The 15,540-nt window shown below is 66.4% G+C and carries 11 protein-coding genes; 3 read left to right on the forward strand and 8 right to left on the reverse strand.

Going from position 1 to position 15,540, the window contains the following annotated elements:
• Positions 1-191 precede the first annotated feature (191 nt).
• Positions 192-2,372 carry a methyl-accepting chemotaxis protein gene (locus ACOHX0_RS05795; protein ID WP_420675742.1) on the reverse strand — a complete coding sequence of 727 codons (2,181 nt, stop codon included), beginning with the start codon at positions 2,370-2,372 and terminating at the stop codon, positions 192-194.
• A gap of 200 nt (positions 2,373-2,572) precedes the next feature.
• Positions 2,573-3,091, reverse strand: coding sequence for a single-stranded DNA-binding protein (locus tag ACOHX0_RS05800; RefSeq protein ID WP_420675743.1), 519 nt, complete (start codon positions 3,089-3,091; stop codon positions 2,573-2,575).
• 290 nt (positions 3,092-3,381) lie between these two features.
• Here ACOHX0_RS05800 and ACOHX0_RS05805 point away from each other — a divergent pair, with 290 nt between their 5' ends.
• From ACOHX0_RS05805 to ACOHX0_RS05815, 3 genes are all read left to right on the forward strand, one after another.
• On the forward strand, positions 3,382-3,966 hold the full coding sequence (locus ACOHX0_RS05805) for a lytic transglycosylase domain-containing protein (RefSeq protein ID WP_420675744.1): 585 nt from the start codon (positions 3,382-3,384) through the stop codon (positions 3,964-3,966).
• Between the two features lie 150 nt (positions 3,967-4,116).
• The gene (locus ACOHX0_RS05810) at positions 4,117-4,503 is read left to right on the forward strand and encodes a hypothetical protein (RefSeq protein WP_420675745.1); all 387 of its coding nucleotides are present in this window, start codon (positions 4,117-4,119) and stop codon (positions 4,501-4,503) included.
• 108 nt (positions 4,504-4,611) lie between these two features.
• The gene (locus ACOHX0_RS05815) at positions 4,612-6,054 is read left to right on the forward strand and encodes a tetratricopeptide repeat-containing sulfotransferase family protein (RefSeq protein WP_420675746.1); all 1,443 of its coding nucleotides are present in this window, start codon (positions 4,612-4,614) and stop codon (positions 6,052-6,054) included.
• A gap of 723 nt (positions 6,055-6,777) precedes the next feature.
• Here ACOHX0_RS05815 and ACOHX0_RS05820 read toward each other — a convergent pair.
• The 6 genes from ACOHX0_RS05820 to miaA form a co-directional block, all read right to left on the reverse strand.
• The gene (locus tag ACOHX0_RS05820; protein ID WP_420675747.1) at positions 6,778-8,868 is read right to left on the reverse strand and encodes an ABC transporter ATP-binding protein; all 2,091 of its coding nucleotides are present in this window, start codon (positions 8,866-8,868) and stop codon (positions 6,778-6,780) included.
• 98 nt (positions 8,869-8,966) lie between these two features.
• On the reverse strand, positions 8,967-10,430 hold the full coding sequence (locus ACOHX0_RS05825) for an ABC transporter permease (RefSeq protein WP_420675748.1): 1,464 nt from the start codon (positions 10,428-10,430) through the stop codon (positions 8,967-8,969).
• 15 nt (positions 10,431-10,445) lie between these two features.
• Positions 10,446-11,498, reverse strand: a complete 1,053-nt coding sequence (locus ACOHX0_RS05830; protein ID WP_420675749.1) for an ABC transporter permease — start codon at positions 11,496-11,498, stop codon at positions 10,446-10,448.
• Positions 11,499-11,725: 227 nt separating this feature from the next.
• Positions 11,726-13,393 (reverse strand): ABC transporter substrate-binding protein, encoded by a 1,668-nt coding sequence (locus tag ACOHX0_RS05835; RefSeq protein WP_420675750.1) that lies wholly within the window; start codon positions 13,391-13,393, stop codon positions 11,726-11,728.
• Positions 13,394-13,710: 317 nt separating this feature from the next.
• Positions 13,711-14,517, reverse strand: a complete 807-nt coding sequence (locus ACOHX0_RS05840) for an AraC family transcriptional regulator (RefSeq protein ID WP_420675751.1) — start codon at positions 14,515-14,517, stop codon at positions 13,711-13,713.
• A 146-nt stretch (positions 14,518-14,663) separates the two neighbouring features.
• Entirely contained in the window at positions 14,664-15,524 is an 861-nt protein-coding gene (miaA, locus tag ACOHX0_RS05845; protein ID WP_420675752.1) for a tRNA (adenosine(37)-N6)-dimethylallyltransferase MiaA, read from the reverse strand.
• Positions 15,525-15,540 lie beyond the last annotated feature (16 nt).

Genomic DNA, 15,540 nt, shown 5'->3' on the forward strand with positions numbered 1-15,540 from the left:
GGCGGCCGGGCGGCCGGGCGGTCGGCCGGCTGTATTGGCAACTGCTGAAGAGCGCGGACCGTCAGAAGGGCGCGTCGGCTGTTGCGCGGCCCCCCGTGACCGGGAAACCCGAATGTAAGGAGCGGCCGTTCTGGCCGCTCCTTTTGCGTTGGGGGCGCCAGCGCTGACGGGGCGCCGGCGGAAGGGCGGCTTCAGGCGGCGTGGCTGGTGTCGCCGGGATCCTCTGCCGTCCAGCTTGCCGCGGGCGGCGCGAGGGCCGGCGCGGAGGCCTGGGCGATTGTGGCATCCCCGAGGGTGAACTGCGCCACAAGCTCGCGCAGCTCCTGCGCTTGTTCCGACAGCGAGGTGGTGGCGGCGGTGGTTTCCTCGGCCATGGCGGCGTTCTGCTGGGTCACCACCTCCAGCTCGCCGACGGCGGTGTTGATATCGCTCATCTGCGCCGACTGCGCCTTTATGTTGCCGGCGATCTCGATCACCAGGTCCGAGATCTCGCTCACCTGTTCGTTGACCGCGGCCATGGCCTGGCCCGCCTGGTCCACCAGGCTGGCACCGTTCTTCACCTGTTCCGAGCTGCGCGCGGTAAGCTGGTCGATCTGCTGCACCGCATCGGCGCAGCGCTGCGCCAGCATGCGCACCTCGCTGGCCACCACCGCAAAGCCGCGGCCTGCTTCGCCCGCGCGGGCGGCTTCGACACCGGCGTTCAGCGCCAGCAGGTTGGTCTGGAAGGCGATGTCCTGGATCACCTTGGTGATCTGGGAGATTTCCTGCGAGGATTCCTGCAGCTGGTCCATGGCGCCGATGGTGTTCTGAACCACCTCGTCGCAAGAGCGCACACCATCGCGGGCACTGCCGGCCAGGCGTTCGGCGCGGTCGGCGTTTGTGGCCGACTGCTGCACGCTGCCGGTCAGCTCCCGCATTGCGATCGTGGTCTTCTCCAGCGTGGCCGATTGCGCTTCGGTGCGGTGGGCCAGATCCATCGAGGCCTCTGCGATCGAGACGGTGCTTTCATCGACGCCGCTCGACAGCTCACCGATGGTGGAGATTGCCGAACCCAGTGCCTGCAGCGACTGGTTGAAGTCCATGCGGATGGATTTGAACTCCACCGGGAACCATTCCACAATCGGATTGTTCAGGCGCTTGTTCTGGAGATCCATCAGGGCGCTGCCGATGCGGCGCGCGACGTCCAGGATTTCCTCGCGGCGCTTGGCCTGGGCTGCGACCTCTTCCTCCTGGCGCTGCTGGGTGACGGTACGCAAGTCCACCACGTTGCGCGCGACCGCTCCGATCTCGTCGCGCCGGTCTGCGCCCGGCACCTCGACATCGGTTTCGCCGCTGCCCAGTTGGCGCAGCGCGCCGTTCAACACGGAGAGGCCCTTGGTCATGTCGCGGGCGACCAGCATGCAGAGGACGAAGACCACGCCGAGCAGAACGCAGAGCAGCACCAGTGTCTCGGTGAAGGCGGCCTGGTTGCGCGCGTCATAGGCGGCCATATCCGAGCGCAGCCGGGAGACCAGGGTCTGCTCGCCTTCGCGCAGGGCGCCGAGCATGTCGGTGGCATCGGCAAACCAGGTTTTGGCGGAGGTCCCGGAAACGTTCTGCCCGGAGAGCACAGCGCCACTTATTCCGGACACCTTTTTGACAGCCTGGCTATCCAGCAGCGCAGAGACGGTATTGCGGTCCGTGAGGCGCGCGAAGTCCATGAAACGTTCCAGCCGCTCTTCGTAGCGCGATTGAATTGCGGCGAAGCGCTGCACGTTTTGCGCCGGCCAGCCTTTGGTGAAGCCGACCGCGCCCACGGCCCGGACGATGCCGGCCGCGTCCTTGGCGCGCAGGAAAGACGACAGCGCAATGGCCGTGCTGGCAATGGCGGGATCCTCGACCAGCCCGGTGACGGAGAGGCCGGTCTGGATCAGCGCGGTGTTGAGGTCGGTGAAATAGCTGACGGCGCCCGCCACCTTCACCTGGCGGCTGGTGATCTGATCGCGCACCTTGGGAGCGCGGGCCAGCTCGTTGCGCGCAAATTGCAGGGCCTGCGCGGCTTCCTGCGGCAAGTCATCCGCATTGACCCGGCCGAGCGTGTCGAGATAGGTCTTCATCGCCTTGTCATTGGTCTGCCGCAGTTCCACCAGCGCGACGGGCAAAGTGGGGCTGTCACTGGCCAGGAAGGCCGCGCTCATGCCGCGTTCGGCCTGCAGCGTGTGCACCAGGCTGCCCATGTCCTCCATCAGCTCGCCGGCGAGTTCGGTGTTGACCTGGGCGCGCTCGTAAAGATCCAGCAGCTTCTGGCCCATGAACCAGAGGCTGAGGATCATTGGCCCGGCCATCAAGAGAGCAATTTTTGTGGTGATCGACAGATGCTGGAGAAAACGCATTCTCATCCTGGGTACCCTAACGCAATTAAAACTCGTGATTGCATGGACGCTAGTGGATATATCTTAAGATTGTGCTATTGCGGGCCGGCACCGCCTGCCGGGCAGAGCTCTTGGGGCTGATCTGCTTGGTGCAAAACGAAAAAACCCCCGCCGGAGGGCGGGGGTTTGGTCTGCGCAGGCGCCGGAACGCCGGGCGCGGATCAGAACGGAATTTCGTCGTCGTCGATGTTGTGCGAGGCACCGCCGCCGCCGCCGTAGCCGCCGTCCTGCGGGCCGCTGTCGTAGCCGCCGCCATAGCCGCCGCCCTGGCTGCCGCCGCCGTAACCGCCGCCCTGGCCGCCGCCGTAGCCGCCGCCGCCGCCTTCACCGCGGCCGTCCAGCATGGTGAGGGTGGAGCCGAAGCCCTGCAGCACGACCTCGGTCGAGTAGCGGTCCTGGCCGCTCTGGTCCTGCCACTTGCGGGTCTGCAGCTGGCCCTCGATATAGACCTTGGAGCCCTTGCGCAGGTATTGCTCGGCAACCCGCACCAGGCCCTCGTTGAAAATGGCGACCGAATGCCATTCGGTGCGTTCCTTGCGCTCGCCCGTGTTGCGGTCCTTCCAGGTCTCCGAGGTGGCGATGCGCAGGTTGCACACTTTGCCGCCGTTCTGGAACGTCCGCACCTCGGGGTCGCGGCCCAGGTTGCCGATGAGGATGACTTTGTTGACTGAGCCGGCCATGGGATCCGTCCTTTGTATCTGTCCGTGTCTTGTTCTTGCGTGAGCCCCGCAGAGCTCCGGTAACCCCCCGTTCACCCGGATCACCCCGGATGAGCAAGAGGAGCGGGCGCGAATCCGGCCCGCCGCGTTCCGGGCACACTATAGGCCCCGGTCCGGTGAGGGAAGCAGACTTCTGCGGACAGCTTGGGCCGGCGCGGGATGCGGTGCGCGGAGCGGGTCTGGGGCGGGGCGCTTCCAATTTTAACGAGCCGCCTTATAGTGGCCAAAGTGGGACAGACGGGACAGTGAGGATGCGCAAGCTGATCGCGGGGCTGATGATGGCCGCCTGTGTGCCGGCCCAGCCGGTGCTGGCGGATATGTTCGGCAGCAAAAACCGAAGGGCGCTGTTTGCCGCCCATACCAAACTTCTGGATACGCGCGCGGCGTCGCAATACAGGAATTCGGCGCGGCTGCAGCCGCCCGCGGTCCGGGTGCCGGACGCGGGCGGGGGGTTACCCTACAGCGGGTCCTACCGCGGCCGCTTCCTGGAGGTGGCGCGCGCGGCGGCGCGCAGGCACGGCGTGCCGGAGGAACTGTTCCTGCGGCTGGTGCAGCAGGAGAGCAACTGGAACCCGCAGGCGAAGTCGCACAAGGGCGCGCTGGGGCTGGCGCAGCTGATGCCTGGCACGGCGCGGGCGCTGGGGGTGGATCCGGCGGTGCCGCAGCAGAACCTGGAGGGCGGGGCGCGCTACCTGGCGCGCCAGTACCGCGCCTTTGGCTCCTGGCGGCTGGCGCTCGCGGCCTATAACGCGGGGCCCGAAGCGGTGCGGCGCCACAGCGGCGTGCCGCCCTACCGGGAAACCCAGACCTATGTGCGCCGCATCTGGGGCAGCTGATCCCGGGCGGAGGCGCCTGACCGGGCGGTATGGGGCGCGCAGGCGTTAACCTTGCGGTAAATTTCCCTGCGGCCGCGTTAACTTCCCGGCAGCGCCACGGGTTTGCCTCAATCTTTCATAAAACTGTCGGCAGTTTCAGGAGGAACTGCCGTGCAGAGCAGAAATTTCGACCAGCGGCTGGCCCGCATCGGCTGGCAGCCCGGCCCGGTGCCGAGCCGGGAGATCATCGACAGATTGACCGGGAGCGCCCGGCCGGGGCCTGGTGCGGGCCCGGCGCGCAGCGCGGCGGTCTCATTGGCGGGGGCGATTGCCGGCTTGCTGACCGGGGTCGGGCTGAAGGGGATGGTCCTGCCGGATTCGCCCTGGGGGCCGGGCACCGGGCTGGCCGGGGCGGCCGGAGGCAGCCTGGCGCTGGCCGGGCTCACGGTGTCGCTGATGATGGCGCTATACGCGGGGGTGCGCAGCCGCCGCCACCCCAAGCTGATGCAGTTTGCCTCGATGAACCTCTTGATGGTCGTGGTGCTGCTGCTGAGTTGAGCGGCTGACCCGCACAGGGATCTTGGCCATGGCAAGTCTTTCTGCGTTTACCGCTCTTTTACCAGGTTCCTTTAATCTGCCGGTCATACCAGAATTACAGGCAGTGTGATGAATCATCAGCTTCGCGTCCAGCCGAGCGCCGCGCCCGCCTCCGGCGGCTGGCTGAAAGCCGTCCAGGATCTGCGGGCCGCGGGCATGCAGCGGCAAGCACTGGGGATCCTGGTGCCGATGATCAGCCGCCCCGATTTCGAGCTGGAGGCAATCGACCAGGCGGCGATATGCTACTTCGATCTCGGCGATGTGGTCACGGCCTTGAAGCTGGTGCGGGTGATGTTGCAGAAATGGCCGGGTTCCGCCGTTGCCTGGGCCAAGCTTGGCGCCATGGAGCAGGCTCTCGGCGACACGGAGGCGGCGGCCAACGGCTTCAAGAAGGCGCTGGAGCTTGACCCTTTCATGATCCGGGCGCTGGCGCCGCTGAACGGGCTGGAGCCGTTTTCCCGCAACGGGCAGCATACGGCGCGGCTAAAGAAACTTTCGCACCGCAAGGACTTGCGCCCGCAGGACAGGGCGCTGGTGCTGAACACCCTGGGCCAGATCGAACAGCGGGCCGGCAACTCCGCCGCGGCGATGCGGTATTTCCGCAATTCCAAGGCCGCTTCGGACGCCAGCCATGATCCGGAACACGACGCGCAGCTGGTGGATGCCCAGATCGCCGCCTTCCAGCCGCTGCCGCCAGGCCGGCCGCAGCCGGACGGGCCCAAGGTTATCTTTGTCTGCGGTCTGCCGCGCTCCGGCACCACCCTGGCCGAAGCCGTCCTGCAACGCCATTCCGCCGTCGGGACCATTGGCGAAAGCAAGGCGCTGACCAAGGCGCTGCAGGAAGTGCGCAAATATACCGCGGAAAAGGGGCGGGGGAGCGATCCCTGGTCCTGGTGCGGCCGCTTGCAGGAGGAAGAGATCTCGATCTTCCGCCGCTACTACTTCGAGGTCGCGCTGCAAGGCAAGGACAAGGGCGGCGTGATCGTCGACAAGATGCCGATGAACTGCCGCGACCTGGCGCTGGCGCATGTGCTGCTGCCGGATGCCCGGTTTGTCTTCATGTCCCGGCATCCGCTGGATGTGGGGTTGTCGAATTTCTCGATCTGCTTTCAGAAGGTGGTGCCCTTCACCTGCCGCCTGGACTGGCTGGGCAGCATGATCCGCGAAGTCTACCGCTCGGCGCTCGACTATCAGGCCAAGCTGGGCAGCGGGATACGGGTGCAGTCCTTCCGGGCGCTGGTCTCCGATCCGGAGCGGCAGATCCGCGATCTGTTGGCGCATTGCGGCCTGGAGTGGGAGGACGTCTGCCTCAGCCCCGAGGAAGGCCGCGGCGCGGTCAACACCGCCTCGGTGCTGCAGGTGCGGGAGAAGATCAACACCAAGGGTCTGGACAAGTGGCGCGCCTTCGAAAAGGAGTTGCAGCCGCTGACTGACGCGCTTGGCGGCGCGGACTGGCTGCGCCAGTGGAAAGCCTGGGACGACCACGCGGCCGAAACCGGCCGGTTCGCCTGAGCACTGTGCCGCTGCGGGCGTGTGCGGCAGAAGTTTCTCCAGCGGCAGGAAGCAGGCGGCCCGAATTGCGGCCGTTTGAAGCGCTTATGGCCGGGCTGCCAGATCGGGCAAGCGGCGGTTGCCTGCCACTTTTGGCGTCCGGCTGCGGCTAAAGGCGGCGGGCAGGCGCGGGGCGTTCGCTTGTGCCGGCTGGCGGCCTCTGAAGGCAGGTGGCGTCCGCCGAAGGCTCGCGGTGTCCGCTTATCGCTTACGGCGCCTGACAGCGGACGAAAGCAGTCCGCGCCCGGTGATGGCTCACAGTGTCTGCCGAAGATGTGTGGTCTCTTCTGGAGGCTCCGGGCGGATGGGACCGGGGCATGGCAAGCGTGGCTCATGCTCTGTCCGTACAGCAGGCGCGCTGTGCCAGCCTGAGGCCGTCCGCGGGATTTGCCCGAGGAAACCCGGCGTCCGGTGAAGCTGCGGCCCGCAGGGAGCTGAACAGTTGGAATTTTTGCCATAGCCGGGAGGTCCCGCGTGAAGGACTGGCCGCATCGCCGGATGGGAGCGCGGGGTTCGGCCCGTGAAAGAGGCCGGCTGCTGCAGACGCCAGCTGCGGTGCGGGCTCCGGTCTCATGCAGGCGCTGGCCGGAGCTGCACCTCCGGCCGGCGTGTCAAAGGGCGCTTGGTCAGGCGCTTCACCGGACATTTCACCGGGCTCTCTCCGGGCGCGCTTCTGCTTGCGGCCTATTCCGCCGCGATCTTGATCACCGGTTTCATCCGGTTGAGGATCTCCTCGCTCAGGTGGCACTTGATCTGGTGGCCCTTGCCCATATCCCGCATTGGCGGCACTTCCCGTTCGCAGAGGTTGCCCGGCACCTCGGACTTCCAGCGGCAGCGGGTCTGGAACGGGCAGCCCGGCGGCGGGTTCATCGCCGACGGGATGTCGCCTTCCAGCACGATATGCTGCTTCTCGACCGAGGTGTCGGCAATCGGCACCGCGCTCAGCAGCGCTTCGGTATAGGGGTGGTAGGGCGGCGAGAAAACTTCGTCGGTGTCGCCGATCTCCACCACATGGCCGAGGTACATCACCATCACCCGGTCGCTGAGGTAGCGCACGATGGACAAGTCGTGGGAGATGAACAGAAGCGTGGTCTTCTCTTTGCGCTGGATTTCCATCAGCAGATCGGTGACTGCCGCCTGCACTGAAACATCCAGCGCCGAGACCGGCTCGTCCGCCACCACGATGCGGGCGCCGCCGGCAAAGGCGCGGGCAATACCGACGCGCTGCTTCTGGCCGCCGGAGAGCTGCCGCGGCATCCGGTCGGCAAAGGCGCGCGGCAGTTTCACCAGATCCAGAAGCTCCAGCATCCGCTGCCTGCGGTCCTTTTCCGAGTTGCCGATGCCGAAGATCTCCAGCGCCCGGATGATCTGGCGGCCCACGGTCATCGACGGGTTCAGCGTGTCGAAGGGGTTCTGGAACACCATCTGCACGTCCGAGATGGTCTTGGTGTCCCGCTGCTCGATCGGGATCTGCTCGATATTGCGGTTGTCGAGCAGGATCTGCCCATCCGTTGCGGTCTCCAGCCCCATCAGCACCTTGGCGAAGGTGGACTTGCCGCAGCCTGACTCGCCCACGATGGCGAGGGTTTCGGATTCGCGGGCCTCGAAGCTGAGGGTCTCGTTGGCTTTCACCACCTTGGTCTCGCCGCCGCCGAAGAGCGCGTTGGCGGCCACTTGGTAGTATTTCTTCAGCTTGTCGATCTTCAGCACCACCTGGCCCGGCGCGGTCTTTGTCTTCTGCACGCTCGCCGCAAGCGGCGCGTCCCAGTCGATTTCCTCAAACCGCAGGCAGCGGGTCTCATGCCGGTCGTTGCCCGCGACGGGGCGCATCGGGATCACCTCGCCGCGGTCGCAGCGGCCGGCCTCGAAATAGTCGCAGCGGGGGCCGAAGTTGCAGCCTGGCGGGCGCTCGTGCGGGAGCGGGAAGTTGCCGGGGATCGCCACCAGGGGGCGGGCATTCTTGTCGGCGCCTGGCAGCGGGATCGAGCGGAACAGGGCCTGGGTGTAGGGGTGCTGCATTTCGTCAAACACATCATGGATCGAGCCGCGCTCCACCGCTTCGCCGGAATACATCACGCAGATGCGGTCGCAGGTCTCCAGCACCAGGCCGAGGTTGTGGGAGATGAACAGCATCGAGGTGCCGTATTTCTTGCCGAGATCCTTCACCAGCTCGACGACCGCGGCTTCCACCGTCACATCGAGCGCGGTGGTGGGCTCATCCAAAATCAGCAGCGAGGGCTTCGACATCAGCGCCATGGCGATCACGATGCGCTGCTGCTGGCCGCCGGAGAGCTGGTGCGGGAAAGCGTTCAGCATCCGCTCCGGATCCGGCAGGCGCACGTCGCTCACCACTTCCAGCGCGCGTTTGCGGGCTTCGTCCTTGCTCACACCCTCGTGGATCATCGGCACTTCCATCAGCTGCTGGCCGATCCGCATTGCCGGATTGAGCGAGGCCATCGGCTCCTGATAGATCATCGCGATCTCGTTGCCGCGGATATCGCGCAGCTCCTCGGTGCTCATCTCGCCGAGGTCGCGGCCCTTGAACTTGATGCTGCCGCCGACGATGCGGCCGTTCTTGCCGAGGTCCTGCATCACCCCCAGCGCCACGGTGGATTTGCCGCAGCCGGATTCGCCCACCAGGCCCACCGCCTCGCCGGGCTGCACCCTCACGGAGAAATCCATCACCGCGGGGATCTCGCGCAGGCGGGTGAAGAAGGAGATCGACAGCTTGTCGATCTCCAGGATCGGGCCGTCGTAATCTGCCAGTTTGTTCATCTATTCATCTCCCTTCCGGAGCAGCGGGCCTCGGCCCCTTCTTCTGGCTGAAAATATCCCGGGGGTGCGGGGGCTGACCCCCGCCTCCTGCGCCCGGATCAATCCTTCAGGCTCTCTTCGCGCAAGCCGTCTGCCAGCAGGTTCAGCCCCAGCACCAGCGTCAGCAGCGCAAAAGCGGGCGGCAGCGCGGGGTGCAGGTAGATCGACAGCAGCTTGCGCCCGTCGTTGATGGTGGAACCCCAGTCCGGGCTTTCCGGCGGCAGGCCGAGGCCGAAGAAGCCGAGCGTTCCCAGCAGGATGGTGGTGTAGCCGATGCGCAGGCAGAAATCCACGATCAGCGGCCCGCGGGCATTGGGCAGGATCTCCCACAGCATGATGTACCAGGGGCCTTCGCCGCGGGTTTGCGCCGCTGCCACATAGTCGCGCGTCTTGATGTCCATGGTCAGGCCGCGGACGATGCGGAACACCGTGGGCGAATTCACGAACACCACCGAGACAAAGACCACCAGGATGCCGCCGGGCACGTCGAAGAGGTCAAGGCCGGAAGGCAGACCCCAAATCGCGTAGTCCCTGGTGCGGATCAGGTCGCCGCCGGTGGAGACCAGCGAGAGGTAGAGCCAGAGGGCGATGCCCAGCACCACGATCAGGAGCGGGGTGCGGAATTTCGGCGTCGTGTAGTAGCGCGAGTTCAGAAGCACCGCGAGGAAGATGATCGGGAACAGGAACAGCACGATTGCCATGTAGTTCGGCACGCCGGTGGCGACGATCTCGGGGGTGACCAGCAGGTAGAACAGCAGGATCACCGGGAAGGCGAGGATCAGGTTGGCGAGGAAGGACAGGAAGGTGTCGAGCCGGCCGCCGTAGTAGCCCGCGGGCAGGCCCAGGGTGATGCCGACCATGAAGGCGAACATTGCCGCCAAGGGCGCGATCTTGATCACCTCCCAGGCGCCTTTCACCAGGCGGCTGAAGACGTCGCGGGCGAGGTTGTCGCCGCCCAGCAGATACCACTGGAATTCGCCTTCGGCGGCGCCGGGCACCGGGGTTCCGGGCAGCTTGTTCTTCATGCCGGAGACCTGGTCCAGCGGGTTGTGGGTGATGATCAGGTCCATGGCGCCAAAGACGCCGGTGAAGACCCAGAACATCACCAGCGCAAAGCCGATCATGCCGATGGGGCTGTCGAACAGCTTGCCGTAGAGCCCGAGCCGCCGCTTGAAGATGATGGAGGCGGCGAACAGCGCCGCAAGCGCCAGCCAGACCGGCAGGAAGCGCTGGCTGATGGCGCCGACGATGCCGGCGCCGGTGCCCATCACGGCGCCCAGCATCAGGTAGGCGGCGGCGGCCGCGACGGTCAGCAGGAACAGCAGCCGCACCGCCGAGCCCGCCATTGTGAGCGGGCCGGCGGCGAGGCTGACGGTGCCGTCGGGATTAACGGTGGCGGCGGGCTCGGGCATCAGCACGCTGAGGATCATCCAGGCGAGGATGGCCAGTGCAAGCGCGGCGAGCGAAAACATCAGGATCGGGTTCAGGAAGGCGATGGCGCCGGTCCAGCTCAGGGGTTCCATGGTCCAGTTCCTCCCTTACGAAATCCGGATGCGCGGGTTCAGATAGACGTAGCCGATGTCCGAGATCAGCTGCGTCAGCAGCACAACAAAGACCGACACGACCGAAACCGCGAGCAGGAGTTCAATGTCGTTGTTGCCGGCCGCCTCCACCAGGATCCAGCCGAAGCCCTTGTAGTTGAACAGGGTCTCCACGATCACCACGCCGTTCAGAAGCCAGGGGAACTGCAGCATGATGACAGTGAAGGGCGCAATCAGCGCGTTCCTGAGCGCGTGTTTGATCACGATGTTGGAGAAACTCACGCCCTTCAGCCGCGCGGTGCGGATGTATTGCGCCGTCATCACCTCGGTCATCGAGGCGCGGGTCATGCGGGCGATGTAGCCCATGCCGTAAAGCGCGATGGTGAGGACCGGCAGGAAGAAATTCTCGAACGTGGGGTTGTCGGTTGCGGCGGTGGCGGTGCCCTTGAACCACTTCAGCCCCACGGTAGAGGAGGTGAAGACCGCGATGAAGACCACGCCTGAGACATATTCGGGCGTCGCGGTGGTGAGGATCGAGACGGTGGAAAAGGAGCGGTCGGTGACCGAGCCCTCGCGCATCCCCGCCAGCACCCCGATCAGCAGGGCCGAGGGCACCATCAGCAAAAGCACCCAGCCCATCAGCCGCCCGGTGTTGCCGAGGCGTTCGGCAACGATGGTGGAGACGTCATCCTTGAAGCGGGTGGAATAGCCCCAGTCGCCCTGCAGGATGCCGCAGAAATTGGGGGCCTCGTCAGCCACTTCCGGCGGCACGGTGCCGGTGATGCAGCGTCCGCGCACCCCGTCCGCCGTTTCCAGGGTCCAGCCCGGCAGCACGCCCAGCCATTGGCCGTAGCGGCTGATCATCCAGCCGCCGTGGCCGTTGTTGACCAGCCAGCTGTCCACCGCCTCGTCCGACATCCGGAAGTTGCCCTGGGTCTTGGCCAGTTTTTCCAGGTTCGGATAGAGGTTGGTCAGGAAGAACACGATGAAGGTGAGGCACAGGGCCGTCAGCAGCATCACGCCCGAGCGGCGCAGAATGAATAGTCCCATTTGGGGTCCCTGTCGGTCTGGCGGGCCGGCTGCGGCGCTTGCTGCGGATCCCTGTTGCAGTTCCCCGGTGCGGATCCCCGTCTCGGGGCCTGGCTTGCGGACCGGGGCGGCGCGGGTCCGCTGCGGCGGATCGGGGGCGCGGGGCACAGGCGCGGGCGGCGGCCATCGTCGCTGGAGCGCACCGCCCCGGCCGGGGCGGTGCAGAGGTCATGTCAGGGCCGGGCTGCTCAGCCCGCGAAGCCCCACTTGTAATGGTGGTGTTCGAAGGCGACATGCATCTCCGCCCCTTCCACGTTGTCGCGCATGTGGCGGTAGAGCGAGCGCCAGTAGGGCTGGATGGTGACGCCTTCTTCCTGGATCAGAGCCTCGCCCTTGGCGGCGATCTCGCGGCGCTTTTCCGCATCGGCGATCGACAGCGCCTCGGTCAGCAGGGCGTCGAAGTCGGGGTTGGACCAGCCGAACTCGTTCCAGGCCTCGCCCGACTTGTAGGCCAGCGACCAGATCTGCACCCCAAGCGGCCGGTGGTTCCAGTTGGTGGAGCTGAAGGGGTATTTCACCCAGTCGTTCCAGAAGGTGGAGCCGGGCAGCACGGTGCGCTTCACCTTGAAGCCGGCGTCGCGCAGCTGCGCGGCGACGGCATCGGTGGTGTTGCGGCGCCAGTCGTCGTCGATCGAGATGATTTCGTGCTCGAACTCCATCATGCCGGCCTCTTCCATCAGGGCGCGCGCCGCGGCAGGGTCGGATTCCTGCTTCGGCAGCTCGGCATATTCCGGGTGGATCGGTCCGACGTGGTGGTTTTCGGCGGGCTCGCCGCGGCCGCCATAGCCGAGCTCCAGGCAGACGGAATTGTCCACCGCCATCTGGATCGCTCTGCGCACGCGCTTGTCGGCATAGGGTTTCTGGCCGTCGATCTCGGCCAGCTGGTTGGGTCGGATCACGATGGTGGACATGGTGACCACCTCGGACTTCTTGTAGCCAAGCCCGTCCATCACGTCGATGAATTCGCCGACGGATTCATAAAGCATGTCGACTTCTTCGGATTCCAGTGCCGCCAGCCAGGAGGAGGGATCGGTGCCGAAATCGATGTAATCGATACGGTCGAGTGCGGGGCGGCCGAAGACTTCCTCGCCCCACCAGGTGTGGTCCTCGTTGCGCTCCAGCACCGCTTTCACGCCGACGTCGAGCTGGGTGAGCTTGTATGGCCCGGTGCCGACGTTCTGGGTGAAGTCATCGGTCTGGAAGGAGGAGTGCACGATCGCGGCGGGGTAGTCCGACATGTTGGCGATAAGCGAGATGTCGGAGGCGGGCAGGTTGAGGCGGACGGTATGGCTGTCCGCGACCTCGATCACGCCTTCGCCGGCCTTGCCGGTCGCCTCGTCGATCAGGGTGGCGAAACGCCCCGCCATCGAGTTGCCTTCCATCGCCTTGTCGCACCAGCGCTCGATGTTGCGGGCGACATCTTCGGCGGTGAAATCATCGCCGTTGTTCCATTTCACGCCCTGGCGGACGTTCAGGGTGTAGACGGTGGCGTCCTCGTTGATTTCCCAGCTTTCCAGCAGCATCGGGCTGAAGGAGCCGTCGTTGTTGTATTCGACCAGGTATTCCAGGGTGCCGCGGGACTCGTTGCCCATTTCGGACCAGTCGTAGGTGCGCGGGTCCTTCAGCGGCTTGACCAGCATCTGCACCCGCAGGGTGCCGCCTTCCTGCATCGTGCCGGCTTGGGCGCTGGCCGGGGCGTCGAGGCCGATCATGCCGTAGGCGGCGGCCGAGGTGACGCCAAGGGCGGTGGCGCGGGTCAGGAATTCGCGGCGGTCCAGCTTGCCCTGGAGCACCTCTTTGGCGTGCATCTTCGCGGCCCAGTGAACGGGGGCGCCGGTGATGGTCTCGTCAGTCATGTAGATCTCCCTGTTGCACCGCTCTGGTGTCTGGTCTTGCAGAATGGCCGCGGCCCGGCGGCTGTGGCCGGGCGCGTTTCGCGGTCTGTCCGGATTAAGTGTTCCCCATGGCGGTATTCCGCATCACTTGGCGGAGTTCGTCAATGCACAGTTTCGGCAAACGGAGGTAAAAAAGCGACATTTCGGGGGCGCAACTGCAATTTCCGGCGGCGCGGCGCCGATTGACTGGGCAGAACTGCCTAGTTTGCTGCCGTGGCGGGGGAGCGGGCGCGGGCGGGGCGGGACAGCGCCGGTGAAAGCGCAGGGGCCTCAGTGTCTTAGGCGGCGGTGCGGGCGCTGCGGCGCAGCTCGCTTGGGGTGCGGCCGGTGTGCTGGGAGATAAAGCGGGTGAAATAGGCGGCGCTGCCGAAGCCGAGCTGGCCTGCGATGTCGCGGATCGGCAAGTCGGAGCCGATCAGCAGGCTGCGGGCCGCGTGCAGCTGGTGCTCGGTGAGCAGCGCGGCGGCGGTCTTGCCGGTCTCCTGCTTGCAGACCCGGGTGAGATGCGTCGGCGTCACCTTCAGCGCCGCCGCATGGCCTGCCATGTTGCAATGGGCCGGGCGGTATTCGGCGACACGCGCGCAATAAGCGCGGCACAGCCGTGCGGCCGCGGGCGGGCGCTGCTCCAGCGGTTCCGCCGGCAGCAGCCGTTGCAGCAGGATGCCCGCCAGGTCGCTATAGGCGTTCAGCGCCCGCTGCCAGCAGGCGCCGCGGTTGTCCTGCTCCTCTGCCATGGCGTCAAAGAGCGTGCCGAGCCGGTCCTGATGCTGCGGGTCCGCGGCGTGGAGGCACAGCGGGGCCGCGGGCAGCGCAGCGGGCTCCGGCGCGGTGGAGAGGATGCGGGCCCCGGCACCGGCGGAGAAGGCAGCCGACCAGAGCGTGCCGGCCGGAATGTTCAGCAGGCTGTGCGGCCCGGCGTCGTGGCATTTGCCCGCGAGCATCAGCTTGGCCGAGCCCGCGGAAATCCAGATCAGAAGATGGCTGCGGCGGGCGTGCGCCAGCCCGGTCTGCCAGGCGCCGTCCGGCGCCAGCTGGGGTAAGGTGGCGATGCGGTACTCTTCGGCGGGGCTGGGATCAAACGGCATAATTTTGCTTGGCACTCTAAAAATTGATTTTTGTGGCGCCAAGAGGGCATGAAATCCCGATTCGGGCAAGGTTGCGGAAAAATTGAACGATTTTGCCTGTGGCCGGCCGGCAGGGGAGTGCAGGAGGGCTAAGCGGCGGGCACCGCTCAGGCCGGTGTCACGCGGTGCCAGGACCGCATACGGGCGCGGAACCAGCTGCGCTGGCGCTTGGCGAACTGGCGGGTGGCGATGGCGGCGCGCTCCTCGGCCTGGCCGAGCGACAGCTCACCGGTGACATGCGCCATCAGTTCCGGCACGCCGATTGCCTTGCAGGACGGCAGCGCCGGGTCGTAGCGGCCTTGCATGGCGCGCACTTCCGCCAGCGCGCCCGCCTCCAGCATCTGGGCGAAACGCCGCCGGATACGGGATTCGAGCCAGTCTTTCGTCGTTTCCACCACCAGCGCGGTGCATCCGGAGAGCGGCAGCGCAGGCGGCGGGGTGCCGTCCTGCCAGTCCGCGAGCGGGCGGCCGGTGGCGCGCAGCACCTCCCAGGCGCGCTGCACCCGGGCGCGGTTATTGAGGTCGATGCGGGCGGCGGTGCCCGTGTCGAGCCCGCGGCGCAGCGTCTCCAGATCGAGCCCGTCGGCCTCCTTGCGGACCCCGGCCGGGGTCGCGGGGATCTCGGCGAGGCCTTCGGTCAGTGCGGTGAAGTAAAGCCCGGTGCCGCCGACGATGATGGGGCGTTCGGGGCCCTCGAGCAGCGGCAGCACCTCGCGCAGCCAATGGCCCGCTGAATAGGGCGCGTCAAAGGGCAGGTGGCCATAGAGCGCATGCGGCGCGCGGGCTTCTTCCTCCGCTGAGGGGCGCGCGGTCACTACCCGCCAGCAGCCGTAGACCTGGCTGGCATCCGCGTTGACGATCACGCCGCCCTGGGTTTCGGCAATTTCTAGCGCCAGCGCTGATTTGCCCGAGGCGGTGGGGCCGGCGATCAGCACCGGTTTGCCGGGGTCGATGGCAGGCAGTTTCATGGCGGCTCCCTCTGGG

Source organism: Cribrihabitans pelagius (assembly GCF_048820915.1).
GTDB classification, from domain to species: domain Bacteria; phylum Pseudomonadota; class Alphaproteobacteria; order Rhodobacterales; family Rhodobacteraceae; genus Cribrihabitans_A; species Cribrihabitans_A pelagius.